Origin of the sequence: Vibrio sp. LaRot3, assembly GCF_027587025.1 — a bacterium.
Taxonomy (GTDB): domain Bacteria; phylum Pseudomonadota; class Gammaproteobacteria; order Enterobacterales; family Vibrionaceae; genus Vibrio.
The window spans coordinates 1-23,288 of sequence record NZ_JAPPTI010000010.1 but is presented as its reverse complement, the minus strand read 5'-3'; the positions used below and the strand labels follow the sequence as shown (position 1 = coordinate 23,288).

At 45.4% G+C, this 23,288-nt stretch carries 25 protein-coding genes and 1 pseudogene; 12 read left to right on the top strand and 14 right to left on the bottom strand.

The genetic code is table 11. The annotated features are described in order from the left end of the window. Positions 1 to 126: 126 nt before the first annotated feature. Entirely contained in the window at positions 127 to 1,140 is a 1,014-nt protein-coding gene (gene fbp, locus OH461_RS16100) for a class 1 fructose-bisphosphatase (RefSeq protein ID WP_270021593.1), read from the top strand. Between the two features lie 129 nt (positions 1,141 to 1,269). Next, on the top strand, positions 1,270 to 1,797 hold the full coding sequence (gene ppa, locus OH461_RS16095; RefSeq protein ID WP_270021592.1) for an inorganic diphosphatase: 528 nt from the start codon (positions 1,270 to 1,272) through the stop codon (positions 1,795 to 1,797). 65 nt (positions 1,798 to 1,862) lie between these two features. On the opposite strand, the gene OH461_RS16090 is transcribed toward ppa, so the two are convergent. From OH461_RS16090 to tamA, 4 genes are read right to left on the bottom strand one after another with little or no spacing between them, the layout of a single operon-like run. Then, positions 1,863 to 2,210, bottom strand: a complete 348-nt coding sequence (locus OH461_RS16090; RefSeq protein WP_270021591.1) for a DUF2799 domain-containing protein — start codon at positions 2,208 to 2,210, stop codon at positions 1,863 to 1,865. A 23-nt stretch (positions 2,211 to 2,233) separates the two neighbouring features. Continuing rightward, a complete protein-coding gene (locus tag OH461_RS16085; RefSeq protein WP_270021590.1) occupies positions 2,234 to 2,581 on the bottom strand; it encodes a gamma-glutamylcyclotransferase family protein in 348 nt (115 codons plus the stop codon). A gap of 37 nt (positions 2,582 to 2,618) precedes the next feature. Then, entirely contained in the window at positions 2,619 to 6,386 is a 3,768-nt protein-coding gene (gene tamB / locus OH461_RS16080) for an autotransporter assembly complex protein TamB (RefSeq protein WP_270021589.1), read from the bottom strand. Continuing rightward, positions 6,383 to 8,101 (bottom strand): autotransporter assembly complex protein TamA, encoded by a 1,719-nt coding sequence (gene tamA, locus OH461_RS16075; protein WP_270021588.1) that lies wholly within the window; start codon positions 8,099 to 8,101, stop codon positions 6,383 to 6,385. The genes tamB and tamA overlap by 4 nt, the downstream gene beginning before the upstream one ends. A 128-nt stretch (positions 8,102 to 8,229) precedes the next feature. Between tamA and msrA the strand changes: the two genes are divergently transcribed. From msrA to OH461_RS16035, 8 genes are all read left to right on the top strand, one after another. Next, positions 8,230 to 8,862 (top strand): peptide-methionine (S)-S-oxide reductase MsrA, encoded by a 633-nt coding sequence (gene msrA / locus OH461_RS16070; RefSeq protein ID WP_270021587.1) that lies wholly within the window; start codon positions 8,230 to 8,232, stop codon positions 8,860 to 8,862. 87 nt (positions 8,863 to 8,949) lie between these two features. Next, positions 8,950 to 9,501 carry a YtfJ family protein gene (locus OH461_RS16065; protein WP_270021586.1) on the top strand — a complete coding sequence of 184 codons (552 nt, stop codon included), beginning with the start codon at positions 8,950 to 8,952 and terminating at the stop codon, positions 9,499 to 9,501. 103 nt (positions 9,502 to 9,604) lie between these two features. Further along, entirely contained in the window at positions 9,605 to 9,904 is a 300-nt protein-coding gene (locus OH461_RS16060; protein WP_270021585.1) for a DUF2607 family protein, read from the top strand. Positions 9,905 to 9,986: 82 nt separating this feature from the next. Next, positions 9,987 to 10,736, top strand: coding sequence for a zinc uptake protein ZrgA (gene zrgA / locus OH461_RS16055; RefSeq protein WP_270021584.1), 750 nt, complete (start codon positions 9,987 to 9,989; stop codon positions 10,734 to 10,736). Positions 10,737 to 10,804: 68 nt separating this feature from the next. Then, positions 10,805 to 11,512 carry an ABC transporter ATP-binding protein gene (locus OH461_RS16050; protein ID WP_270021583.1) on the top strand — a complete coding sequence of 236 codons (708 nt, stop codon included), beginning with the start codon at positions 10,805 to 10,807 and terminating at the stop codon, positions 11,510 to 11,512. After that, positions 11,509 to 12,768, top strand: coding sequence for an ABC transporter permease (locus tag OH461_RS16045; RefSeq protein ID WP_270021582.1), 1,260 nt, complete (start codon positions 11,509 to 11,511; stop codon positions 12,766 to 12,768). The genes OH461_RS16050 and OH461_RS16045 overlap by 4 nt, the downstream gene beginning before the upstream one ends. Positions 12,769 to 12,770: 2 nt before the next feature. Then, positions 12,771 to 13,268 carry a DUF3299 domain-containing protein gene (locus OH461_RS16040; protein ID WP_270021581.1) on the top strand — a complete coding sequence of 166 codons (498 nt, stop codon included), beginning with the start codon at positions 12,771 to 12,773 and terminating at the stop codon, positions 13,266 to 13,268. A gap of 291 nt (positions 13,269 to 13,559) precedes the next feature. Next, the gene (locus OH461_RS16035) at positions 13,560 to 14,456 is read left to right on the top strand and encodes a TIGR03899 family protein (protein WP_270021580.1); all 897 of its coding nucleotides are present in this window, start codon (positions 13,560 to 13,562) and stop codon (positions 14,454 to 14,456) included. Between the two features lie 58 nt (positions 14,457 to 14,514). On the opposite strand, the gene pgi is transcribed toward OH461_RS16035, so the two are convergent. After that, complete coding sequence (pgi, locus tag OH461_RS16030) at positions 14,515 to 16,167, bottom strand: glucose-6-phosphate isomerase (RefSeq protein ID WP_270021579.1); 1,653 nt, start codon at positions 16,165 to 16,167, stop codon at positions 14,515 to 14,517. Between the two features lie 286 nt (positions 16,168 to 16,453). On the opposite strand from pgi, the gene OH461_RS16025 reads away from it, so the two are divergent. After that, positions 16,454 to 16,873: a secondary thiamine-phosphate synthase enzyme YjbQ gene (locus OH461_RS16025; protein ID WP_270021578.1), complete on the top strand. Its 420-nt coding sequence runs from the start codon at positions 16,454 to 16,456 to the stop codon at positions 16,871 to 16,873. Between the two features lie 78 nt (positions 16,874 to 16,951). Here the strand turns inward: OH461_RS16025 and alr are convergent, their stop codons facing one another. Together alr and OH461_RS16015 are read right to left on the bottom strand one after the other, a co-directional pair. Beyond that, complete coding sequence (alr, locus tag OH461_RS16020) at positions 16,952 to 18,028, bottom strand: alanine racemase (protein WP_270021682.1); 1,077 nt, start codon at positions 18,026 to 18,028, stop codon at positions 16,952 to 16,954. 13 nt (positions 18,029 to 18,041) lie between these two features. After that, positions 18,042 to 19,454 (bottom strand): replicative DNA helicase, encoded by a 1,413-nt coding sequence (locus tag OH461_RS16015; RefSeq protein ID WP_270021577.1) that lies wholly within the window; start codon positions 19,452 to 19,454, stop codon positions 18,042 to 18,044. A 178-nt stretch (positions 19,455 to 19,632) separates the two neighbouring features. Between OH461_RS16015 and OH461_RS16010 the strand changes: the two genes are divergently transcribed. Continuing rightward, entirely contained in the window at positions 19,633 to 20,397 is a 765-nt protein-coding gene (locus OH461_RS16010; RefSeq protein ID WP_270021576.1) for a DUF481 domain-containing protein, read from the top strand. 73 nt (positions 20,398 to 20,470) lie between these two features. Here the strand turns inward: OH461_RS16010 and rplI are convergent, their stop codons facing one another. The 7 genes and pseudogenes from rplI to OH461_RS15975 all read right to left on the bottom strand — a co-directional run. Then, a complete protein-coding gene (gene rplI, locus OH461_RS16005; protein WP_270021575.1) occupies positions 20,471 to 20,923 on the bottom strand; it encodes a 50S ribosomal protein L9 in 453 nt (150 codons plus the stop codon). Between the two features lie 33 nt (positions 20,924 to 20,956). Next, on the bottom strand, positions 20,957 to 21,184 hold the full coding sequence (rpsR, locus tag OH461_RS16000; protein ID WP_000090472.1) for a 30S ribosomal protein S18: 228 nt from the start codon (positions 21,182 to 21,184) through the stop codon (positions 20,957 to 20,959). Between the two features lie 15 nt (positions 21,185 to 21,199). Beyond that, on the bottom strand, positions 21,200 to 21,502 hold the full coding sequence (gene priB, locus OH461_RS15995; RefSeq protein ID WP_270021574.1) for a primosomal replication protein N: 303 nt from the start codon (positions 21,500 to 21,502) through the stop codon (positions 21,200 to 21,202). 8 nt (positions 21,503 to 21,510) lie between these two features. Further along, positions 21,511 to 21,900 (bottom strand): 30S ribosomal protein S6, encoded by a 390-nt coding sequence (gene rpsF / locus OH461_RS15990; RefSeq protein WP_270021573.1) that lies wholly within the window; start codon positions 21,898 to 21,900, stop codon positions 21,511 to 21,513. A 212-nt stretch (positions 21,901 to 22,112) separates the two neighbouring features. Next, positions 22,113 to 22,598: a bacterioferritin gene (bfr, locus tag OH461_RS15985; RefSeq protein WP_270021572.1), complete on the bottom strand. Its 486-nt coding sequence runs from the start codon at positions 22,596 to 22,598 to the stop codon at positions 22,113 to 22,115. Positions 22,599 to 22,672: 74 nt separating this feature from the next. Beyond that, positions 22,673 to 22,861, bottom strand: a complete 189-nt coding sequence (locus tag OH461_RS15980) for a (2Fe-2S)-binding protein (protein ID WP_270021571.1) — start codon at positions 22,859 to 22,861, stop codon at positions 22,673 to 22,675. A 315-nt stretch (positions 22,862 to 23,176) separates the two neighbouring features. Then, positions 23,177 to 23,288 (bottom strand): annotated as a pseudogene (locus tag OH461_RS15975) (elongation factor Tu); the annotation flags it as partial.

Here is a 23,288-nt window from a genome sequence, read left to right as displayed (position 1 = left end):
TCTAGATCCTACAATTATCTCAACGGCTCAAAGAAGCCGCCTTTAACCTGCTTTGAATCCATTATCGGGTTCAATGTAGGCATTTAGCCCCGTGGTAAATACCTCCCCTAACCAAAAGGAAATAACATGTCTGGAATGCGCACCCTTGGCGAGTTCATTGTAGAAAAACAAACGGACTTCCCCCACGCTAGCGGTGATCTCTCATCCCTACTTGCTTCAATTCGACTTGCAGCCAAAATCGTCAACCGTGAAATCAATAAAGCTGGCCTTGCTGATATTACCGGCGCGGTGGGCACTGAAAACGTTCAAGGTGAAGCTCAGCAAAAGTTGGATTTGTATGCCAACGATAAGTTTAAAGCCGCTTTGGAAGCTCGTGATCAAGTGTGTGGTGTGGCGAGTGAAGAAGAGGACGAAGCGGTCGCGTTTAATAAGGATCTAAACAAGAACGCCAAGTACGTGGTATTGATGGATCCACTCGATGGCTCATCCAATATCGATGTGAATGTTTCCGTCGGCACGATTTTCTCAATCTACCGTCGCGTATCTCCAATTGGCACACCGCCGACTCAAGAAGATTTCTTACAGCCGGGCAATAAACAGGTGGCTGCGGGTTACGTAGTGTATGGCTCGTCTACTATGTTGGTTTACACCACCGGTAATGGCGTAAATGGCTTTACTTACGATCCTTCGATTGGCTCTTTCTGCCTTTCACATGAAAACATGTTGATCCCTCAAGATGGCCAAATTTACTCGATCAATGAAGGCAACTACATTCGATTCCCGCTTGGGGTGAAAAAGTACATTAAGTATTGCCAAGAAGATCAGCCTCAAGATAACCGCCCATACACTTCGCGTTACATCGGCTCTTTGGTCTCTGATTTCCACCGTAACCTACTTAAAGGTGGCATCTACTTATACCCAAGCACACAAAGCCATCCAAAAGGAAAACTGCGTCTACTTTATGAATGTAATCCAATGGCATTCATTATGGAACAAGCTGGTGGCAGCGCATCAGACGGCGTGAATCGTATCTTAGATTTGAAACCGACCGAGTTGCACGAGCGCGTACCTTTCTTTGTCGGCTCAAAGAACATGGTGACGAAAGTGGAAGAGTTTTTAGAGCTCAACCGTGAAGACTAACCCTTTCTTTTAAAGCGCCTTCGGGCGCTTTTTTATTCAACAATTTTCACTACACTTTATTTACATTTGCGCCGCTTTGGCGATATCGTAATAGATGTTTTTTGAACAATTATAAATAAGGATATACCCATGAGTTTGAATGACATTCCAGCTGGTAAAGAGCTACCCAATGACATTTATGTCGTGATTGAAATCCCCGCCAACGCTGATCCTATCAAATACGAAGTCGATAAAGATTCTGGTGCCGTGTTCGTCGACCGCTTCATGTCTGCACCCATGTTCTACCCGTGTAACTATGGTTATGTAAACCACACTCTGTCACTGGATGGCGACCCTGTAGACGTGCTCGTTCCGACCCCATACCCATTGATGCCCGGCTCTGTGATTCGCTGCCGCCCTGTGGGTGTATTGAAGATGACTGACGAGTCAGGCGAAGATGCAAAAGTAGTCGCAGTACCTCACAGCAAAATCTCGAAAGAGTATGAACACATTCAGGATGTAGGCGATATTCCTGAACTACTAAAAGCACAAATCACTCACTTCTTCGAACGTTACAAAGAGCTGGAATCAGGCAAATGGGTAAAAGTGGATGGATGGGCAGATGTCGCAGCAGCGCGTGAGGAAATTTTAGAGTCTTACCAACGAGCACAGAAGTAAACTCTGAACCCTATATACAACATAGCCCGCAGTTCGCGGGCTATGTATCACTGAGCTACCATGGATTACCAAAGATCTTGTCTGCCATTGTAGTAATCTTGGCGGAAGAAGGGGTCCTGGTCATCGCAGATACCTCGATAAGCTCTGCCTAATCTTCCTAGCATGTAAGCGCTTTGGTCGCAGTAAGTCTCCTTACCTTGCTCATAGCCTTGCAGATACGCTTGATAAAACTCTTCGTTGATGGCGCTTTGCGCTTCCAGTTTCGCCAGCTTCTCTTCCGACTGTATAATATGACCATCCATTGCGCGCTGTTTACCGTAAGCAAGCCAATCAGACTCACTTTGCAAAACTGGTAGAGGTTGGGCACTACAGCCAACAAGCAAGGCTGTTAATAACATCAGAGTGTACTTCATTGTTGGTCTCTCCTCGTATAGAGCTAAACCCTTTGACACCAGTCCCCTGAAGAAATAAGCACATCCAACTTACTTGAATCTTGATAAAAATAAATCCAAGCCTCGCCGAATTGCGTCGAGATTAACTCACGTCGATATTCAACCGGAACATCTTCCAATTCATCAAGAGCGCTTAGGGTCGCTTCACTTACTAAGTATACTTCACCAGAAATACTTTGATGCCCTTCTACAACAGCAGGGTAAGCCCCCAAATCATAAAGTGCGTATTGTGCTGGCGTTTGATGTCCGCCAAGGTATTGAGCTTTAGCAAGATAATGGGCGTTGCTCTGCCCTTCTCTCAAGGTGCCATAAACAAATACCAAATGCTGCATCTTGTGCCTCCTTATACCGCGCTAAACCAACAAATGATCAATCAAACTCAAATTGATACAGAAGATCGACCGCACTGTCTAATCCTGATACCGCTTCGACATAAAGGTCTTTCATTAAGCGATAACGCACCGTGAACTCACCGACAGAATCAAAAATCCCGACACCATATTTGACCTGTAAGCCAGGCAAAATATAACCACTCACTGTCACCTGAGAATCATCACCTGTTCCTGCGGTATCCAATTGAAGGTCTTGCACGCCAAAGGCTTCGCCTATCTCTCCAACCAAACGACCACTCTTGGCTAAGCTCAAACCAATCAAGGTGGTGGTCATCGCGTTACCGCCAGATTCACCATCAATATCTTGCCCTCGTAGCAAATAGGACAGTGCATTGGCTTGTGGCATGGCGGGTTCAGAGAAAATCGCAACTTGCGGCTCATCTGCCGACCCGGTGACCTTAACACCAGCAATCACTTCATCTTGAGTGTTTTCTGGATTTCGAATCGCAGAGATTTGCAGGTACGGCTGATCGGCAGGGCCATTCATTAAGATCTTACCTTCTTTGATCAAAAGATCTTGGCCAAACGATGAGTAAGAACCATCAACGATATTCACTTCACCAACAATAAATGGGCCTTTATTTTTCTGCGTTACATTCAAATTACCCACGAGGCCGCCTTCAAGACCAAACGCCGATAACTTAAAATCATCGCCAATCTTAATGTTGATGTTGGTTTCGACTTCAAAAGGCACTTTACTCTCTTCATCGACGGGCTGACCAGAAGCGTCGACAATCACTAAGTCCTTCGATACACCAACTGCACTAGCGGGTACGTCTTCAACCACTACTCGCCCCCACGGCAAGGCAATTGAGCCATCAATACGGGCATTCTTTGGAGAGGCTGAAATCGTCATGTCTGGCACGACTTTCACTCTCACCATAGGTGGAGCATTCACCATCAGCTCATCCGCAAAAACACGAACCTTACTTTGCCAGTTTGCAAGATCTTGCCAATCGGCATTACCTTCCACATCCAACTGACCATCAGGAGTTTGGATCGCAGCATCAATCAACGCTTGATAGCCTGAGAAGTTAACCTCTAAACGACCTGAGTCGATATCAATCGGTGACACTTCCCCTTGCAACAACATGTCATCAACCACAAACTGGCCATTCACTTGTGGGTGCATCAATGGCCCTGAGATGTCGAGATCCGTCGAGACGTTGGCATTAAGTTCACTGTATTCACCTAATAGCGAGTTGAGGAAACCGAGATTAAAGGTTGAAAGCGCAAGCTTGGCTTGAAGTTGCTTATCATCAACGGTGACATCAGGGATCATCAAACGACCCGTTACATCGCCGTTATCCGTCACATCCAATAGCCAATCCGCTTCTAACTTGTTGTTTGCTAACTTGGCATTGATATCCACACTTTGCCAGCCAACCACTAAAGGCTCAGCAAATTGCTGACTGACTTGCCCTTTCGACAAACGTACTTTGGCGTCAACTTGTGGCGCAGTTTTAGGTGCCCACTTCGCCCAAGCCTCGGCTTCTAATCCCCCATCGAGCTTAGTCTCTTTGGGCAAGAACATGGCGATTTGTGCAAAGTCGAACTGCTTAATAGCAAGCTTAGCCTCACCACTTTCGCCAACCGTGATGTTTTCTTGTAAACAGATAGAAGCGTCTTGTTGCAACCAACAATGCGCAGCCACTGAAACTTGTGTTTTAGCCGCATCAAAAGCCAACGCGGTTGGTTGATTCAGTTGCCAGTCGCCTTGCTGAGAAGAAATACCCATTCGGGTTAAAGCACCATCCCATTTAAGCGTCGGTTTATCTTTCAAACTGCCATCAAGTGATAAGCTGGTCGACGCGATATCAGACGTTAAATCCAACGTCAGTTGGTGCTGCTTTTGCGTGCCGACCAACTTTAGTAATAATTGATCAATCACATTTCCTTGATAACTTGCGTCTTCAACTCTTAGCACCAGATCGCCATTCACTTCCGGCATAGGTTTTACTGAACCAGAGAGATAGACCTGCTTCACCTTAGCTTGCTCTTGCCACGCTAAACTATTGGCAGTGAGGTTGAGCTGTACCTGCGGATGCTTCAAATCGCCTCTCAGGTTCACCGAGCCTTGTGCTTGCCCTTTGAGATCGGGCACCGATTTCACGAGATCTGGCAACTGCAATGTCAGATCAAGTCGCCATTGCTTATCCAACTCACCTTCAGCTTGCACACTATTAGGACCATGAGAAAGCACTAAGCGAGGCGTTTTCAAATGAATGTCACCTTTGCCCGCTTTGTCAGATGCTATCAGTGAACCTTCAATATTCAGTGGGTAATCACGCAATATGCCATCAATATCGAGCTGAGGTAGATTAACCTGCCACCCCCCTTGCTGAGTCAGTGCTCCATCCGTCTTCAGTGAACCTGAGATGCTTCCTTCCGCTTCAGGCCATTGTAGGCCCGGCTGAATATCGGTTAGCTCAAGCTGTGCTTGCCAATTGACTGGCGCCTGCCAGTTCGCCATGACTTTACCTTCAATCGTTCCGCCCAATGTTTGCAAAATCATTTGCGAAAACTGAATATGCTCAAGGTCTCCAGCCCCTTTCACATTGATACCCACAGCAGGAATCGCCGTCCCTTTCGCCTCTCCTTGTAAAGCTAAGCCATAACCTTTTAAAGAGCCTTGTACTTTCAGTTCATCAATATCGGCTTGATAATCTGCTTTACCTTGCAGTGGCCACTGAGCTTTAGTTTCTGTTAGGGCCAAATCAAACGGTAGTTGCGGATCAAGAGGTTGAATCGCGCCTTTGAGTTCACCTGTTACTAAGCCACCAAACAAAGCCTCTAAGTTCAGGTTTGCCGCGCTACCGTTGGCTTTCAATTCCAATGTTTGGCCTTTCGCAACAGCCTCATGCACTGTTGCAGACAGAGAAACATCTAACGGGTAATCGCCGGTTAGCTCGACATTACCCGAGGCGTTAGCGCTCACTTGAGACATCGCTAGCTCTAACGTTTTTAGATCTATTTTGGATTGATGAGCAAGCAGCTCGAGACCAAGGTGAGTGACTTCAATCGGTGTTGCTTGTTGCAGCGTAAAATCTTTAATATCTATACGCTTAGCATCAATAGAAAGCGGAAGTACAACCTCGGGAAGCACAATCGCTGTTGATTGTGGATCTTTACTTGCCTTCTGCTCCGAGGCTTTCTCTGAAGCCTCTTCACTTTGAGCAAGCTCAACTGAAGCCCCTGCTAACAAAGTACGATTTAGAGCTAAACGAGAGCCTTGGAAGGAGAATCCCGTCGTAAACTGCTGCCACTGAATATGATGCCCCAGTACTTTTAGGTCGATATCATTGAGCGCAATACGCCCTACTCGAATCGGTAATGGTGACGTAATCGTACTACTAGACTCAGGCTCTTGAGCAGGTGCTGTTGCAGTACTTTCTGGCAGTTGAGGCATATTGAACGTCAGCCCTGAAAGAGCGACTTCATCGATACACAAGCTTGGCTCACTAAAACACGCCGCTTTAACGGCTAACGTCACACTGTCAGCTTTTGCCTCGATGTTGAGAGACTCATCATTGAACTGCACATTCTCCAGGCTAAACTTAGGAAAAATCGCGCCTTGGTAATCACCAATTTTTAACTGAGGCACAAATTTTTCTGCGGTCCAAACCGCGAGGCTAAGCCCCGGCTTAGAAAACAGCAATATCGCTAAAACAACGCTAATCGCCAGTAGCAGAGACACAAACGAAATCGATAGCCATTTCGACCACTTTAAAACAATCTTGGTCATAGCTCTGGCCCTAATGTGAAGTGAACTTGGAACTCATCACCTGGGTTAGCATCAAAGCCCCAAGCGAAGTCTAAACGAACCGGACCGACAGGAGAGGCCCAGCGAATACCCACACCAGCCCCGCGTTTAAAGTCAGGCTGTTCATTAAATGCATCACCGTAATCGTAGAAGATCGCCCCCCACCAATTACCATAAACTCGGTATTGATACTCTAGCGAGGTCGTCACCATGTACTTAGCACCCGTCAATGCACCACTGCTGTCCTTTGGTGAAATCGATTCATAGCCGTAACCACGCAGATTATTATCACCACCAGCAAAGAAACGCAGAGATGGCGAGAGTTTTTCAAACTCATCGGTCACGTTAGCGCCACCATCAATACGGAAAATTCCGCGATGATTATCGCCAATGCTACGAATCCATGATGTGCCCGCTTGCGCACGAATCACGCGAGTTTCTGACAATGCATTGGGATCGCCATATTCGAGAGTTAAGCTTTGACGATCGCCCCACATTGGCATCGAGCTGCCTCTAACACGAGTGCGAGAGAAGGATATGCCCGGTAACAAGAACTGCGCAGTATCATCTTGTAAGCCTTGCTCATAGTTTTCTAGCAAGTAACGAATGAATAAGGTTCGGTGCCAACCGTTGTCCAGCGTCCAATGGCGCTCTAACGCGAGGTTGGATTCCAAACTTTTCGTGTCGCGGTTATCGAGATTTTTCATCCCATATTGAATGCGATAGTACTCGTTAAGAACATCATCTAACGGAATGCGGTAGCCTGCGGTAATCGTCTGCTCTGGGGCAGACAGTGAAAAACTGCTATCAAAACTGTGGCCCCGCGAATTTACCCATGGCTTCTTCCACTTTAATGAACCTCGCACCCCCACATCCGTTGAATAACCAATACCCGTTTCTAATTGGTTGCGCGCTTGAGGCGCAAGAGACACCTTAACTGGTAGGTTTCGTCCTTGGCCTAGTTGGCTTAAATCAGGCTCAACAAATACCGAGGAAAACCAGTCAGTATTGGACAAATTCTGGTTATATTCACCAATTTTGGTAACATCATAAGGTTCGCCAAGCTCATACGGCTCTAAAGAGTGCACGCGATCTTCTTCAATTTGGCTACCACTGATACTAGTTTCACCAAAGTGATAGCGCATACCACTATCGTAATGCAGACGAACATACGCTTGATTTAGCTCTGGTGAGACTTCCAATCGGCTGACTTCGAAGTCCCCTTCAAAGTAACCTTTTTTCAATGCGAGATTACGAATACCCGATTTCAAAGCATCATAAAGACCTTGGTTGAGCGTATCTCCTGTTTTTAGGCCGCTTTTTTCAACCAATTTAGTAAAGTCTTCATCTTCGCTAGCCTCACCAGCAAACTGAATATCTAACTCATCTATCAGCACGGGCGCGCCAGGCGTCACCGTCACCAGTAGTTCACTGCCACCATCTTCGGCAGAGAAGTGAAATTCTGGATGATAATATCCAAGCGCGTTGAGCGCTTCTGTTATGCTTTTTTCTAACCGAGCTCGGAAACGTAGATTGGTGGAGTAGTCAGATTCAGGGATGGAGGCAAGATACGCATCCACGTTATTTTTTAACTCACCATCTAAGCCCTTAACTGACAAATCCACGCCTTTTGCAATGCTGTAGCTAGGCATCGTCAATAACGTGGCAACGATTAATGGTAAAGGCTTTTTTATCATGGACTTTTAAGGCTGTTATTTTCGTATTGTTTGATATAAATGATAACGTTAGTTAATAAAATAGTCTGTATGAAAACCGTTAAATTCTCGGTCTACTACTCAAAGGAAGACTCAACAAGGATACTCCCATGCTAGATAAACAAACCATGATCGCTCCAGAGCGTGCTCTCATCGGCCGCGACACACCAATGTCAATTGAAGAGCAGCACTTCGTCAATCAATCCAGTTTGACGGCGAAACCGAGTGGCAGTCAACAACAGATCCTATTAGGTATGGGATGTTTTTGGGGCGCAGAACGACTATTTTGGCAACTCAACGGAGTGGTGAGTACGTCTGTCGGTTATGCCGGCGGATACACGCCTAACCCAAGCTATGAAGAAGTGTGCTCAGGTAAAACAGGTCACACCGAAGTTGTACGAGTAGTGTTTGACCCAAGTGAAATCACATTATCTGAGCTTTTGAAAACCTTTTGGGAACGCCACGATCCCACTCAAGGTATGCGTCAAGGCAACGACTTAGGCACACAATACCGCTCTGTAGTTTATACCTACAGCCAAGAACAACTAGAAATCGCACAACAATCGAAGCAGCAATATCAAACGTTGCTTGGTGAAAGCAAACCGATCACTACCGAAATCGAGATGGCTAACGACTATTACTTTGCTGAAACCTACCATCAGCAGTATTTAGCTAAAAATCCGAATGGCTATTGCGGCCTTGGTGGCACTGGCGTTTGCTTCCCTCCAACAGGAAATGAATGATTCGACCACTCTTTTTCGTTATTGAGTATATACTTTAGAAACATGTCGCTTCATCAGTATCACTGCTAGAACATTAAGGAAATCATAATGAAACACAAAACGTTACTCGCACTGGCGCTTACTTTAGCTTCCAGTTCTGTTTTTGCTCACAACATCAAACTTGAGCAAGCCGTGCCAAGTGTTGCGGTAACAAGCCATGGTGAAATTTTGGTTCAAGACAATGATACGGTTTATCAAGCATGGGATACTCAAGCGATGCTTGGCAAAGTACGCGTGGTTCAGGCCATCGCTGGTAGAAGCAGTTCTAAAGAAATGAATGCCCCTCTTATGGCTGCTATCACCGCTGCCGAGTTCCCTGCTGAGAGCTACCAAACCACAACCATCATTAACCAAGATGACGCGATTTGGGGTACTGGCTCATTTGTAAAATCTTCTGCGCAAGACAGCAAAAAAGAGTTCCCATGGTCATCCATGGTGTTGGATGAAAATGGCACGGTTGCTAAAGCATGGGGTCTTCAAGCGGAATCGTCGGCTATTCTCGTGCAAGACAAACAAGGTAAAGTACTTTTTGTCAAAGAAGGTGCGCTCAATGAGAGTGAAATTCAGCAAGTACTAAGCCTAGTTAAGCAAAGCTTATAAGCGTTTATTCAAGCCGTTATACCACTGATTTTTCAAATTAGTCTTAACCTTTAGAGTCGAGTTGTTATAGTATAACAACTCGACTTTTCTTAGGTGGTAACCTGTGGTCTCTTTCTACGCTCACACACGCAAAAAAACTCTGGTCGCACTTTGTGCAGCCATGTTTATGCTGTGGATGAGTTTTGCCTATATTGATCACCAATACGACCTTTCTCCCCAACACCATGAACACCATCAATGCCAGCTGTTTGCTAATGCTCTGCATGGCACGCTTACTGCGCCAATCATCTTAGCTAGTCCACAATTGCAAGAGCCGCCGTATTTCTTCTCCGAGTATCCATACATCGCGGCTCATGTGATCGTGCCATTAGCGAGAGCTCCACCTGAATCAATCTATACTTAACTTTCTTCTCCCTATTTAAATACCTGAGCGAAGAGTTCGCTCAGGTACGTTTTAATAAATTTATAATGATTCAGGATTTAACATGACTAAGTACTCTCCACTTGCCCTTTGCCTTGGCCTTGCTCTTTCTCAAACCGCAATGGCTGAAGATCACTTCCGCCAGCATGACGCTCACGTTCATGGCGAAGTGGAATTCAATATTGCCCAAGATGGCCATGAGCTATTAGTAGAGATTACCGCTCCAGGAGCAGACGTAGTTGGCTTTGAACACGCCCCTCAAAACGATGAGCAGAAGAAAGCTCTGCAGCAAGCTGAAGCTCACCTAAACAATGCTAACTCTGTGCTACTTCTTGCGTCTAATGCGCAATGTAAACTCGAGCATAAATCAGTAACACATACTTTAGGTCAAGATACTCATGATGATCACGAAGGTCATGACCATGATAAACACGATCATGACCATGAAGGCCATGACCACGATAAACACGATCATGACCATGAAGGCCATGACCACGACAAACACGATCATGACCATGAAGGCCATGACCACGACAAACACGATCATGACCATGAAGGCCATGACCACGATAAGCACGCTCATGACCATGAAGGCCACGACCACGACAAACACGATCATGAGTCACACGGTGGTCACGGCGAATTCACTATTGAATACCATTACCACTGTGACAACCTAGCCAAACTTGAATCAATTGACACAAAATGGTTTGAGCTATTCCCAGCGACCAATAAAGTGAAAGTCAACTTGCTCACTGATACTAAGCAAGCAGCCCTAGAACTATCAGAAAAGCAAAGCACTATTAAGTTCTAATCTAGATCTTGCTTAAACCCAATAGCCTGAACGCATCAGGCTATTGGTATCACTTATTGGAAGCAAAAATGACAATAGAAACATTACCTCCAGTGGTTCACCTTAAGCAGGTGAAGTATCGCTGGGCCAATAATCCTAACCCAACGTTAGATATTCCGTTGCTCGAAGTACAACGTGGCGAGCACCTATTTATTAAAGGGCCAAGTGGCTGCGGTAAATCGACACTACTTGGTCTTCTGACCGGAATTCTTAAAGCAGATGAAGGTCAAGTCAACGTACTTGAGCAAGACTTGAAAACCCTAAAAGGGGCGCAACGTGACCGTTTTAGAGCTAATCATATAGGCTATATTTTCCAACAGTTTAATCTGCTGCCTTATCTAAGCGTGATAGAAAACGTAGTGTTACCTTGCCAGTTTTCTAAATCTCGCCGCCAACAAGTAAATGGCAACTTACAGCAACAGGCTCGCACGCTACTGACTAAACTTCATTTGCCAGAAGCATTGATGGACAAACCAGTCACAGAGCTCAGCATCGGACAACAACAACGCGTGGCGGCTGCCCGAGCATTGATGGGCAACCCGCAATTGATCATTGCAGATGAACCGACTTCCTCACTGGATCATGACAACCGCACCGCCTTTATTGAACTGCTGCTTGAGCAAGTGAATCAAGCCAACGCCACGCTACTGTTTGTCAGCCATGACCCAACTCTAGAATCGTTGTTTGATCGAATTATCGACTTGCAGTCACTCAACCAAGCAGGAGCGCAATCATGAGCCCAACATTAATGCTTGCTTGGAAAAGCGCCAATAACCGACGCTTAACCGCAATTTTGACCATTCTCACCGTAGCGATTTCCGTTATTCTGCTATTAGGTGTAGAGCGTATTCGTACTCAAGCGAAAAGTAGCTTCGCCAATACTATTTCAGGTACCGACTTGATTGTCGGCGGCCGCTCAGGGCAAGTGAACTTATTGCTTTATTCCGTATTTAGAATTGGTAACGCCACCAACAATATAGACTGGAAAAGCTACCAAGAATTTAGCCAACATCGCTCGGTAGATTGGACCATTCCTCTTTCATTGGGTGACTCCCATAAAGGCTTTCGCGTTCTAGGCACCAATCAAAGTTACTTCGAGCACTACCGATACGGCCGTAAGCAGAACCTCGCTTTAGCGCAAGGCCGCTCATTTAACGGGCTATTTGAAACTGTGATCGGCTCAGAAGTAGCAAAGAAACTTGGCTACACTATAGGCAGTGAGATCATTATTGCTCATGGCATTAACGACGCAGGCTTCAGCCGCCATGACAAACTGCCCTTTAAAGTAGTCGGTATTTTTGAACCGACTGGTACGCCAGTAGATAAAACTGTGCACGTCTCTTTAGAAGCCATTGAAGCCATCCATGTTGGTTGGGAATCAGGGGCAAATCTTGGCAACACGCCTTCAGCAGAACAACTACTCCAGCGTGACTTTGAACCGCAACAAATTACCGCTATGCTAGTCGGACTAAAATCCAAGATTCAGACCTTTGCTCTACAAAGACAAATTAACACCTATCCCAAAGAGCCCTTGAGTGCGATTTTACCGGGTGTTGCCCTACATGAGCTTTGGGGCATGATGTCGGTAGCAGAGCAAGCCTTGATGGCGGTTTCCATCTTTGTTGTAGCTGCGGGTTTACTAGGCATGTTGTCGAGTTTACTGACCAGCTTACAAGAAAGGCGACGTGAAATGGCCATCTTACGAGCGATGGGCGCAAGACCAAGGCACGTATTTTCATTACTCATCTTGGAAGCCAGTGCGCTAACAGCAGTAGGCATTCTAGTCGGCACGCTTTGTCTGTATGGATTACTTGCGGCTATCGGGCCGATTATCGCGCAAAACTATGGTATTCAGCTGCCGTTGATCGGGCTAAGTCAATATGAGTTACTGTTACTTGGCGCGGTACAGCTTTCCGGCACTGTAATTGGCATTATCCCTGCCATCCGTGCTTATAAACAGTCACTCAGCGACGGTATGACAATAAGAGTTTAGAAATGAAAAAAGCAGTACTACTTTTCTTTTGGGCCATCACCATGGTGGCTCTACCAGGGCAAGCAAGCGCGAATGAAGATGTGCTTCAACTGGATTGGATTGACTTAGTCCCAGAGGATGAGCGCAATCAATTTGATGCGGTCGGTATGCCTGTTACCAATCACTCGGGAGCCGCGGCTCAACAATTAAAGGTGGGTAAAGTTCGCCAAGAACTCAATGGGAGTGAGGTAAAAATTCCGGGGTACGTAATTCCATTAGAAGGGGATGAAGACACCATTACTGAGTTTTTACTCGTGCCTTATTTCGGTGCTTGTATTCATGTACCGCCACCGCCACCAAACCAAATTATCTATGTTCGTTTTCCTAAGGGTGCACCCGTACAGCAACTATGGGATGTCATTTATGTGATTGGTAAGCTTAAAACAGAAGTCGTCAGTCATGAACTGGCAGAAACAGGCTACGTAATCGAAGGCACAGAGATAGCAGAATACGATTACTAACATCGATTAACATCTAAGCAACCTATTAATTATCCGCACTACGTTAGATATCTAGATAAATAGACTAACACTGCTACATAAACCAGTAGCAACAGGGTAATTGATAGGTGCTTTATTAGTTTATTATCACTCGAATACTTCATAAATCCCTCTCAAAAAGCGATAACAATTTTAACAAACCATTAGCATAATCACTAGCAAATTTTTGCGTCACGAACTTGCTGAGTTTTTCTGGTAGCTTTTGCATGAAAAAGGTACAGTGATAAGCTCTCTGTTGGTTAAGGAAATGGTATGTCTGAGAGCAACAAACCTGTGGTGATTGACCACGAACCTACAAAAGAAAATCAGCAACATAAGAAGTCCCATTACGTCAAAGACAGCTCTAGTCGAGTTGTACATATCGCGCAGACATTTGGACTCGATGCCCTCCTTCAGAAAGAAGCTCCACAGAAGCCCGCTTTAGAACGTTCTTTGGTTCGTGAACGCCGTAGACGTGAACAAAGACAAAAGAACTTAGAACAGATCTTAAAGCTGACACACTCTTCATGCAGCGATGAAACCGCAGGTGAACCAGACCAAGACTGGCTATATCGTTTCTTCGATATGGCACAAGAAGTTCATAACCCTTCAATGCAAAGGCTCTGGGCACAGGTACTCAAACGAGAAGTAACCAACCCAGGTTCAACGTCAATGAAAGCGCTCAAAGTGCTGCAAGACATGACACCAAAAGAGGCGCAAATACTGCAACGTGCAGCCTCTCTCGCTTGTAGCTTTGGCTCAGATAACAGCCGCAAGTTATTAATCGGCTATCGTGCACAGGGGGGGATATTCAGTTTTGGTAAGCGCAATATCACTAGCAACATTAATGTTGGCAACTTCCAACTGCCCTACTCAAGTTTATTGGTCTTGTTCGAACTTGGGTTAATGCATGGCACGGAATTGGAATCTGGCGAGATTGAACTGGAGTCGCCACTGCCGCTCATCTACCAAGGCAAACAGCTATCACTGCAAGCACACAGCAAAGGGGTAAGGCTGCTCTACTACCGTTTTACACCAACAGGTAATGAACTTTGTAAGTTATTGGGTAATAAGACAAACAGCCAATACTACGATCAACTCATCGCGCTATTGGGGCAAAAGTTTACCACTCAAACGGATGCGCCAAGCAGCATTCATCACACTGTGTAATAAACATAAAAAAACGCCAGCAATATGCTGGCGTTTCTCTATCCGTTCCGACGGTCAATTATGCTTTAAACGCTTTAAATGCGTTAATCAGGCCATTCGTCGAGCTATCGTGTGAGCTGATTTCTGTTGCGTCAGCTAACTCAGGTAGGATTTGGTTCGCTAGTTGTTTACCTAACTCTACACCCCACTGGTCAAAGCTGAAGATGTTCCAAATAACACCTTGAACAAAGATCTTGTGCTCGTACATTGCAATAAGGTTACCTAGAGTACGAGGTGTGATTTGCTTAACTAGGATAGAGTTCGTTGGGCGATTACCTTCAAACACTTTGAATGGTGCTAGTGTTGCCGCTTCTTCCTCAGATTTACCCGCTTGTGCAAATTCTGCTTTTACAGTCTCTTCTGTCTTACCAAAGGCTAGCGCTTCAGTTTGAGCGAAGAAGTTAGACATTAGCTTCTGGTGGTGATCGCCTGCTGGATTGTGGCTTAATGCTGGCGCAATGAAGTCACAAGGGATCAGCTTAGTGCCTTGGTGGATCAACTGGTAGAACGCGTGCTGACCGTTAGTACCTGGTTCACCCCAAATGATTGGGCCAGTTTGGTAAGTCACAGCATTGCCATCACGGTCAACGTATTTACCGTTAGACTCCATGTTACCTTGCTGGAAGTACGCAGCGAAACGGTGCATGTACTGATCGTAAGGTAGGATTGCTTCTGATTCTGCACCGTGGAAGTTGTTGTACCACAGACCAATCAACGCAAGAATTACTGGCACGTTGCTTTCTAGATCGGTAGAAGCAAAGTGGTTATCCATCTCGTGAGCACCATCTAGTAGCTCAACAAAGTTGTCGTAACCTACCGCTAGTGCGATTGAAAGGCCGATTGCAGACCATAGTGAGTAACGGCCGCCAACCCAATCCCAGAATTCAAACATGTTGTCTGTATCAATACCGAACTCAGAAACCGCAGTTGCGTTAGTTGATAGCGCTGCAAAGTGCTTCGCTACGTGCGCTTCTTCACCTGCTGCTTCTAGGAACCAGTCACGTGCTGTGTGCGCGTTTGTCATCGTTTCTTGAGTAGTGAATGTCTTAGACGCGATAAGGAATAGCGTCGTTTCTGGGTTTACCTTTTTCAATGTTTCTACGATATGCGTACCATCAACGTTAGAAACAAAGTGTAGGTTTAGGTGATTTTTGTACGGCGCTAGCGCCTCTGCCACCATGTAAGGACCAAGATCAGAACCACCGATACCGATGTTTACGATATCCGTAATCGCTTTGCCTGTGTAGCCTTTCCACTCACCGCCAATAACGCGATCAGTGAATGATTTCATTTTTTCTAGTACTGCGTTAACAGCAGGCATTACGTCTTCGCCGTCAACCATAACAGGCTTGTTGCTACGGTTACGTAGTGCAGTATGAAGCACTGCGCGACCTTCTGTTTGGTTGATTGCTTCACCGCTAAACATCGCTTCAATCGCTGACTGAAGTTCTGTTTCTTTCGCTAGAGCAAAAAGGTGCTGTAACGTTTCTTCGTTAATTAAGTTTTTAGAGTAATCGATAAGAAGATCGTCACCAAAACGTGTAGAGAACTTATCAAAGCGCGCAGCATCCTGAGCGAATAGCTCAGTCATATCCATATCTTGTGCAGATTCAAAATGCGCAGTTAGCGCTTTCCAAGCTTGTGTTTGCGTTGGATTAATATTTTTCAACATGGTCTCTATCCCGATGTTACAGTAGGTTTTTATTCCCGGCTTTTTACAAAACCTTAGGAATCCCCGATTTTAGCAAAAATAATATAAGGTAAATGTTTGGGCTAATTGCCACAAAACAAGGTTATGTAATTTTTTTTCACTGGCTAATTATGATGCAGTTGCTTTGCACTCACATTGAGTTAAATCACATTAGCTTATCTAGCGATTGCAACTAAACAATTAAATCCCGTGAGATTAGACTAGCCACAGGCTCTCAATTTGCCAAGTAAATATCAAAGGAACGTTTATGTGGTCTCAGAAAACGATCAACTTACAGCAACGCTCACGCGGGTTTCATCTAATCACTGATGAAATTGAACAACAACTACCGCAAATTAGTTCATTATCAGTAGGTTTATTACATCTATTTATCCAACATACCTCTGCCAGTCTCACGCTAAATGAGAACGCTGATCCGACCGTTCGTCATGACATGGAGAAGCACTTTAATAAGTTTGTCCCTGAACGAGCCCCCTACTACCAACACACCTACGAAGGAGATGACGATATGCCGGCTCATATCAAAGCTTCGACGTTAGGAGCAAGTGTCACCATTCCTATCTGCAATGGCCGCTTAGCGCTGGGAACATGGCAAGGCATCTACTTGGGTGAACATCGAGATATGGGTAGCAGCCGCCGAGTGATCGCGACGATTCAAGGCGAGTAATTGCTTAGATAGCGCGTCCCAACGAAAACAGCAGCCATTGGCTGCTGTTTTTTGCTGAACTTAATTTATGTTCAAGAACTACTTGGTGTAAACCATCTCAACTCGTGAGGTCAGTTTAGTCACAAGTTCATAGGCGATAGTACCAATGTGGCTGGCGACTTCTTCTGAAGGCAAGTCCTTACCCCACATGATAGCCTCATCACCCACTTTGTCTTGTGCATCAGGGCCTAAATCAACCGTTAACATGTCCATCGAGACACGGCCAGCAATCGGTACACGTCGGCCATTCACCAGCACTGGCGTACCGTTTGGTGCAGTTCTTGGATAGCCATCACCGTAGCCAATCGCAATAACGCCCATTTTGGTATCACGTTCGCTAGTCCAGATACCACCGTAGCCAACACTCTCACCTTTTTTCACATCACGTACTGCAATTAAGTGCGATTTCAGTGTCATCACTGGTTGGTAGCCAAGCTCGGCAGCAGTCTTCTCTGCGAAAGGTGACACGCCGTACATGATAATGCCCGGTCTTACCCAATCAAGATGGCTATCTGGCCACGCTAAAATACCGGCAGATGCCGCCATAGAGCGTTCACCTTGGCAGCCTTCAGTAAGCGACAAAAACAGTTCTGTTTGCTCGACAGTGGTGGATTTATCTAACTCGTCAGCACTAGCAAAGTGACTCATGTAGCGTAAAGGCTTCGCCACGTTATCACAGGCTTTCAGGCGAGTAATAAAATCATCGAGTTGTTCTGGTCGCACTCCTAAACGGTGCATGCCACTGTCGACTTTAATCCACACTTTAACTGGCGTTTCCAACTCAGCTTGCTCTAGAGCTTGCAGTTGCTCTTCACAATGCACGACCGTTTGAATGTTATTCGTAACCAAAACAGGCAAATCACCAGAAGAATAAAAACCTTCTAGCAACAAAATCGGTTTCACGACTCCACAAGCGCGTAATTGTAGCGCTTCTTCAATGCGTGCCACACCAAAGGCATCGGCACCATTCGCATGTTGAGCAATATGGCGTAGACCATGACCATATCCATTGGCTTTTACCACAGCGATAATCTTACAAGCCGGGGCTTGCTGCTTTACTTGCATCAGATTATGTTGCAGCGCATTTAAATCCACATGCGCAGTGGCGGCCTTCATATAACTCATAGGCTTATTCTTCATCCACATCAAACGCAGGACCTGCGTAGTTATCAAAGCGAGACCATTGGCCTTGGAAGGTTAAGCGAACCGAACCGATCGGGCCGTTACGCTGCTTACCAAGGATAATCTCAGCCGTGCCTTTCATTGAGCTATCTGGGTTATAAACCTCATCACGATAGATGAACATGATTAAGTCGGCATCCTGCTCAATAGAGCCTGATTCACGCAAGTCCGAGTTTACTGGTCGTTTATCGGCACGTTGCTCTAGGGAACGGTTTAGCTGCGACAGCGCGACCACAGGTACATTCAACTCTTTCGCTAACGCTTTCAGTGAGCGAGAGATCTCGGCGATTTCCAAGGTACGGTTTTCAGAAAGTGCGGGTACGCGCATCAACTGCAAGTAGTCGACCATGATCATCGATAGACCACCGTGCTCACGAGCAATACGACGCGCACGAGAACGCACTTCGGTAGGTGTTAAGCCAGAGCTATCATCGATGTACATGTTCTTCTTCTCCATTAGGATACCCATGGTAGAAGAAATACGAGCCCAATCCTCATCATCAAGCTGACCAGTACGAATCTTGGTTTGGTCGACACGAGAAAGCGACGCCAGCATACGCATCATGATCTGTTCTGATGGCATCTCTAGCGAGAAAATTAGTACGGGTTTGTCAGAAACCATTGCAGCGTTTTCACACAAGTTCATCGCAAAGGTGGTTTTACCCATCGACGGACGTGCCGCCACGATCACTAAGTCAGAACCTTGCAGACCTGCGGTCTTCTTATTTAAATCGGTAAAGCCAGTATCGACACCAGTCACGCCATCTTGCGGTGATTTATACAGTAGCTCGATACGCTCTAATGTTTTTTCTAGAATGTTGTCGACGTTTTGCGGGCCTTCGTTTTCATTAGTACGAGACTCCGCAATGGCAAACACCTTACTCTCTGCCATGTCGACCAAGTCTTCAGACGTACGACCTTGAGGGTCATAACCTGCATCGGCAATCTCATTCGCCACACCAATCAGATCACGAACCACCGCGCGCTCGGCCACGATATCGGCATAGGCATTAATGTTGGCCGCAGAAGGGGTGTTTTTTACTAAGTCAGCAAGGTAAGCAAAGCCACCGACATCTTCGAGCTGCTCGTGCTGCTCTAAGTGCTCAGATAGAGTAATTAAATCCAGCGGTTTGCTGTCTTCAAGAATGCGCTGTACCGCTTCAAAAACTAGACGGTGCGGGCGACTGTAAAAGTCACGTGCGACCACACGCTCAGCAACGGTATCCCAACGCTCATTATCTAATAATAAACCACCAATAACAGATTGCTCTGCTTCTAGGGAGTGCGGAGGGGTTTTGATTGCATCCACTTGGGCATCAAAATTATTACGTTTGCGATTGTCCGGTCTGGTATCTGCCATGGTCTTGCTCAACAACTTTCTATGACCGCTCATTATAGCGAGAATCGCGTCATTGTCTTTATCAGAACCAAAGTTTGTGGACATCTCATATAGAATTAACTTATTGCTGACCGAGAAAAACGTGTTTGAATCTATATTCCCTGCTTAGCTCCCCCATTTAGAGTGTTTGAGGTTGTTTGTGTCGAAATACTGGCTTGCGAGTTTAGCCTTAATGTCCCCGATGTTTTCCTATGGACAGGAAGAGCCTGAGCAGGCCAATGAAATTGAAGTTCCCTCGCCTTGGTCATCTGAGGTCGAGTTCGGCTATCAATCTCACACCGGCAACTCAGATTCACGCTCTTTGAACTCACGTTTGAATGCGGAATATACCGCAGGGCGTCACCGTACCAGTGGTGAATGGAAATTTTATTTGCTCTACAAAGATGGCGAAGAAGATAAGCGCCAATCCACCTATACCGCGCAAAGTGACTACAAGTTAGGACCAAAAACCTATCTGTATGGCAGCTTTAAAGGGGTCGATTCTCGCTACAGTGCATATTTCAAGGATTACACCTTATCTGGTGGTCTTGGTTATCAGTTTTCAAATACTGAAGAGTTTGTGTTCGAGCTGGAGCTTGGCCCTGGTTTTCGTTACCAAGAGCCGAATAAAGATGAAATCGATGATGACGATATTATCTTTCCCGATATGGTTGAAGAGGCGATTTTCCGTGGCAACATCAATAGCTCATGGCAAGCACTAGATAACTTGAGCATCTCAGCCGACCTGACCTTAGTCTCTGGCCGCAGCAACACGCGAACTGACACTGACATCAGCGTGACCAATAATATTACCGAAGACATCGCGCTCAAGATTTCTCACTCGCGCCAATACCACGATAAAGTGCCAGAAGGGCTAGAAAAAGCCGATAGCATTTTTGCCATCAACTTGCTATTTGTCTTCTAGAGACGAACATTTTCTTCAGACATAAAAAAAGCACCTGCGAACAGGTGCTTTTAAAATACGTCTTGATACTGAATTACTCAGCAGCAACAACTTGTAGGTTAACTGTAGCGAATACTTCAGAGTGAAGTTGAACGCTAATCTCGAACTCACCAGTGTTACGTAGTGCGCCTTCAGGAAGACGAACTTCGCTCTTAGCAACTTCAACGCCTGCTGCAGTGATTGCATCAGCGATGTCACGAGTACCGATAGAACCGAATAGTTTGCCTTCGTCACCAGCTTTAGAAGCGATAACAACAGCTTCTAGAGCGTTAACTTTCTCAGCACGTGCTTCAGAAGCAGCTAGTTGCTCAGCAACTTTAGCTTCTAGTTCAGCGCGACGAGCTTCGAACATTTCAACGTTGCCTTTAGTTGCCATAACTGCTTTACCTTGTGGGATAAGGAAGTTACGAGCGTAGCCAGACTTAACGTTTACTGTATCGCCAAGACCACCTAGGTTACCGATTTTATCAAGTAGAATAACTTGCATTGTTTAATCCTCTTTCTTAATAAAACGAACCGATTACTGATGCTTGTCAGTGTACGGTAGTAGAGCTAGGTAGCGCGAACGCTTGATAGCGCGAGCTAGTTGACGCTGGTACTTAGCGCTTGTGCCAGTGATACGGCTAGGTACGATTTTACCAGCTTCAGTGATGTAGTTTTTAAGAGTTGCTACGTCTTTGTAATCAATCTCTTGTACGCCTTCTGCAGTGAAACGGCAGAATTTACGACGACGGAAGAAACGAGCCATGGGCTATCTCCTGATCTAAATATAAGTAATGTTGTCGGCATGCAGCACTAGTTTTCCCACGCCATTTCGGCCGGTCTGATAAGCGACAAAACCGCCTACCTTAATGCTACTGCCTTGTACTAAATCTTGAGTGAGTGTTGTTGACCTTTGCCCACTAATCACTACCGGCATACGACAATAAACTTGTCTCGGTAGGTCAGCTTCAATAACCGTAGAACGATGCTCTAGCCAAAACCGGCAATGTTCTACGCCACTAGGGCTTTTACTACGAATAGGAGGCTTAGCAACAGTGCCACTCAGCTCCATTCGATTGGTCATACAATCAATTACTCAGCAGCTGCTTCTGGTTTAGCTTCTGCACGCTCTTCACGACGAGGAGCACGCTCTGCACGCTCTTCTTTTTGCTTAAGCATGATAGATTGCTCAGTGATAGCAGACTTAGTACGCATGATCATGTTACGTAGAACTGCATCGTTGAAACGGAAAGCAGTTTCTAGTTCATCGATTACAGCTTGGTCAGCTTCAACGTTCATTAGAACGTAGTGAGCTTTGTGAAGCTTGTTGATTGGGTAAGCCAGTTGACGACGACCCCAGTCTTCTAGACGGTGTACTTTACCGCCAGCTTCAGTGATAGAACCAGTGTAACGCTCGATCATGCCAGCAACTTGCTCGCTTTGATCTGGGTGCACCATGAATACGATTTCGTAATGACGCATTGGTTGCTCCTTACGGATTATTAGCTTCCACAGTTGGCTCAGTCATCCAGAGGAAGCAAGGAACTAAAGATAATTGACTGAGATTTAAGGAGCACGAATAGTACAGAAACAGAGCAACTTTAGCAAGCAAAATGTATGGCTAGAAGAAAGGACAAAAACAAAAAGAGCACCTATGGCTAAGGTGCTCTTTCTATTCAAATCTTACTTAAAGACTAATCATCATCGTCTTCGTCAACATATTGAGCTTGCAGGTAATTTTGAATCCCTGTCATGTCAATCAAGCCTAGCTGTGTTTCTAACCAATCCACATGCTCTTCTTCGTCTTCCAAAATATCTTGGAACAGATCCCGCGAGACATAATCATGGATATCTTCTGCGTAGGCGATAGCATCTTTTAAATCTGGTATGGCGGCCATCTCTAACTTCAAATCACACTCAAGCATCTCTTTGGTATCTTCACCAATCATCAGCTTGCCGAGATCTTGTAAGTTAGGTAGTCCCTCTAAGAATAAAATGCGTTCAATAAGATGATCGGCATGTTTCATCTCGTCTATCGATTCATGATACTCCTTATCCGCTAGATGCTTTAGACCCCAGTCTTTATACATGCGTGCGTGTAGGAAATATTGATTGATTGCGACAAGCTCATTGCCGAGCACTTTGTTGAGATGTTGAATTATTATTGGATCGCCTTTCATGACAAAACCCTCCTCGTTGGCTCACTTTAAACTGTAGAACCAATCAAGAAGGTGTCAAAAAGCTCAACAAGCATTTAGCTTGCTTGTTGATACAAAACTGGCGCTGTTTGGTCGAGGATTTCTTTCGCCTGCTTAATACACTTGCCACATTGGCTACCTAATGCCGTGCACTTTTTAATGCCTCGAATATCAGAAATGCCTTCTTCTAACACTAACTTCCTGATTTTCTTATCTGAAACACCATGGCATAAACAGACGTACATACTACTTTCCAAATAACCGCTCTGTGCCAAGAAATATAAACAAGAATTGTTCTTGTTACCACTTAGATCTTCAGCAAAATTAAGACCGATTTGTTATATAAAAACGCAGAAAGAAGCACATGAGAGCAGTGCTAGTAAAGAAAGGGATAAAGAGAACAAGTGGAATGAGTTTAAGTCGATGTTTTATCGATAAGCAACTTAAATTGAATCAAGGTTAAGCCGTCAATTTTGCTTATAACCAAAACGAAAAAAGGAAGCCGAAGCTTCCTTTTTCTTAATGCGAGTATCGCAATATCTTCAAATAATTCTTAAGAATTAAGCGAAGATCTTAGCAACAACACCAGCACCTACTGTACGGCCGCCTTCACGGATCGCGAAACGAAGACCTTCGTCCATTGCGATTGGTGCGATTAGCTCAACAGTCATT

Bases quoted from the DNA above. Each gene is read 5' to 3' on its own strand.
- fbp (WP_270021593.1), top strand. From the start codon at position 127: ATGTCTGGAATGCGCACCCTTGGCGAGTTCATTGTAGAAAAACAAACG.
- ppa (WP_270021592.1), top strand. From the start codon at position 1,270: ATGAGTTTGAATGACATTCCAGCTGGTAAAGAGCTACCCAATGACATT.
- OH461_RS16090 (WP_270021591.1), bottom strand. From the start codon at position 2,210: ATGAAGTACACTCTGATGTTATTAACAGCCTTGCTTGTTGGCTGTAGT.
- OH461_RS16085 (WP_270021590.1), bottom strand. From the start codon at position 2,581: ATGCAGCATTTGGTATTTGTTTATGGCACCTTGAGAGAAGGGCAGAGC.
- tamB (WP_270021589.1), bottom strand. From the start codon at position 6,386: ATGACCAAGATTGTTTTAAAGTGGTCGAAATGGCTATCGATTTCGTTT.
- tamA (WP_270021588.1), bottom strand. From the start codon at position 8,101: ATGATAAAAAAGCCTTTACCATTAATCGTTGCCACGTTATTGACGATG.
- msrA (WP_270021587.1), top strand. From the start codon at position 8,230: ATGCTAGATAAACAAACCATGATCGCTCCAGAGCGTGCTCTCATCGGC.
- OH461_RS16065 (WP_270021586.1), top strand. From the start codon at position 8,950: ATGAAACACAAAACGTTACTCGCACTGGCGCTTACTTTAGCTTCCAGT.
- zrgA (WP_270021584.1), top strand. From the start codon at position 9,987: ATGACTAAGTACTCTCCACTTGCCCTTTGCCTTGGCCTTGCTCTTTCT.
- OH461_RS16050 (WP_270021583.1), top strand. From the start codon at position 10,805: ATGACAATAGAAACATTACCTCCAGTGGTTCACCTTAAGCAGGTGAAG.
- OH461_RS16045 (WP_270021582.1), top strand. From the start codon at position 11,509: ATGAGCCCAACATTAATGCTTGCTTGGAAAAGCGCCAATAACCGACGC.
- OH461_RS16040 (WP_270021581.1), top strand. From the start codon at position 12,771: ATGAAAAAAGCAGTACTACTTTTCTTTTGGGCCATCACCATGGTGGCT.
- OH461_RS16035 (WP_270021580.1), top strand. From the start codon at position 13,560: ATGTCTGAGAGCAACAAACCTGTGGTGATTGACCACGAACCTACAAAA.
- pgi (WP_270021579.1), bottom strand. From the start codon at position 16,167: ATGTTGAAAAATATTAATCCAACGCAAACACAAGCTTGGAAAGCGCTA.
- OH461_RS16025 (WP_270021578.1), top strand. From the start codon at position 16,454: ATGTGGTCTCAGAAAACGATCAACTTACAGCAACGCTCACGCGGGTTT.
- alr (WP_270021682.1), bottom strand. From the start codon at position 18,028: ATGAAGGCCGCCACTGCGCATGTGGATTTAAATGCGCTGCAACATAAT.
- OH461_RS16015 (WP_270021577.1), bottom strand. From the start codon at position 19,454: ATGGCAGATACCAGACCGGACAATCGCAAACGTAATAATTTTGATGCC.
- rplI (WP_270021575.1), bottom strand. From the start codon at position 20,923: ATGCAAGTTATTCTACTTGATAAAATCGGTAACCTAGGTGGTCTTGGC.
- rpsR (WP_000090472.1), bottom strand. From the start codon at position 21,184: ATGGCTCGTTTCTTCCGTCGTCGTAAATTCTGCCGTTTCACTGCAGAA.
- priB (WP_270021574.1), bottom strand. From the start codon at position 21,502: ATGACCAATCGAATGGAGCTGAGTGGCACTGTTGCTAAGCCTCCTATT.
- rpsF (WP_270021573.1), bottom strand. From the start codon at position 21,900: ATGCGTCATTACGAAATCGTATTCATGGTGCACCCAGATCAAAGCGAG.
- bfr (WP_270021572.1), bottom strand. From the start codon at position 22,598: ATGAAAGGCGATCCAATAATAATTCAACATCTCAACAAAGTGCTCGGC.
- OH461_RS15980 (WP_270021571.1), bottom strand. From the start codon at position 22,861: ATGTACGTCTGTTTATGCCATGGTGTTTCAGATAAGAAAATCAGGAAG.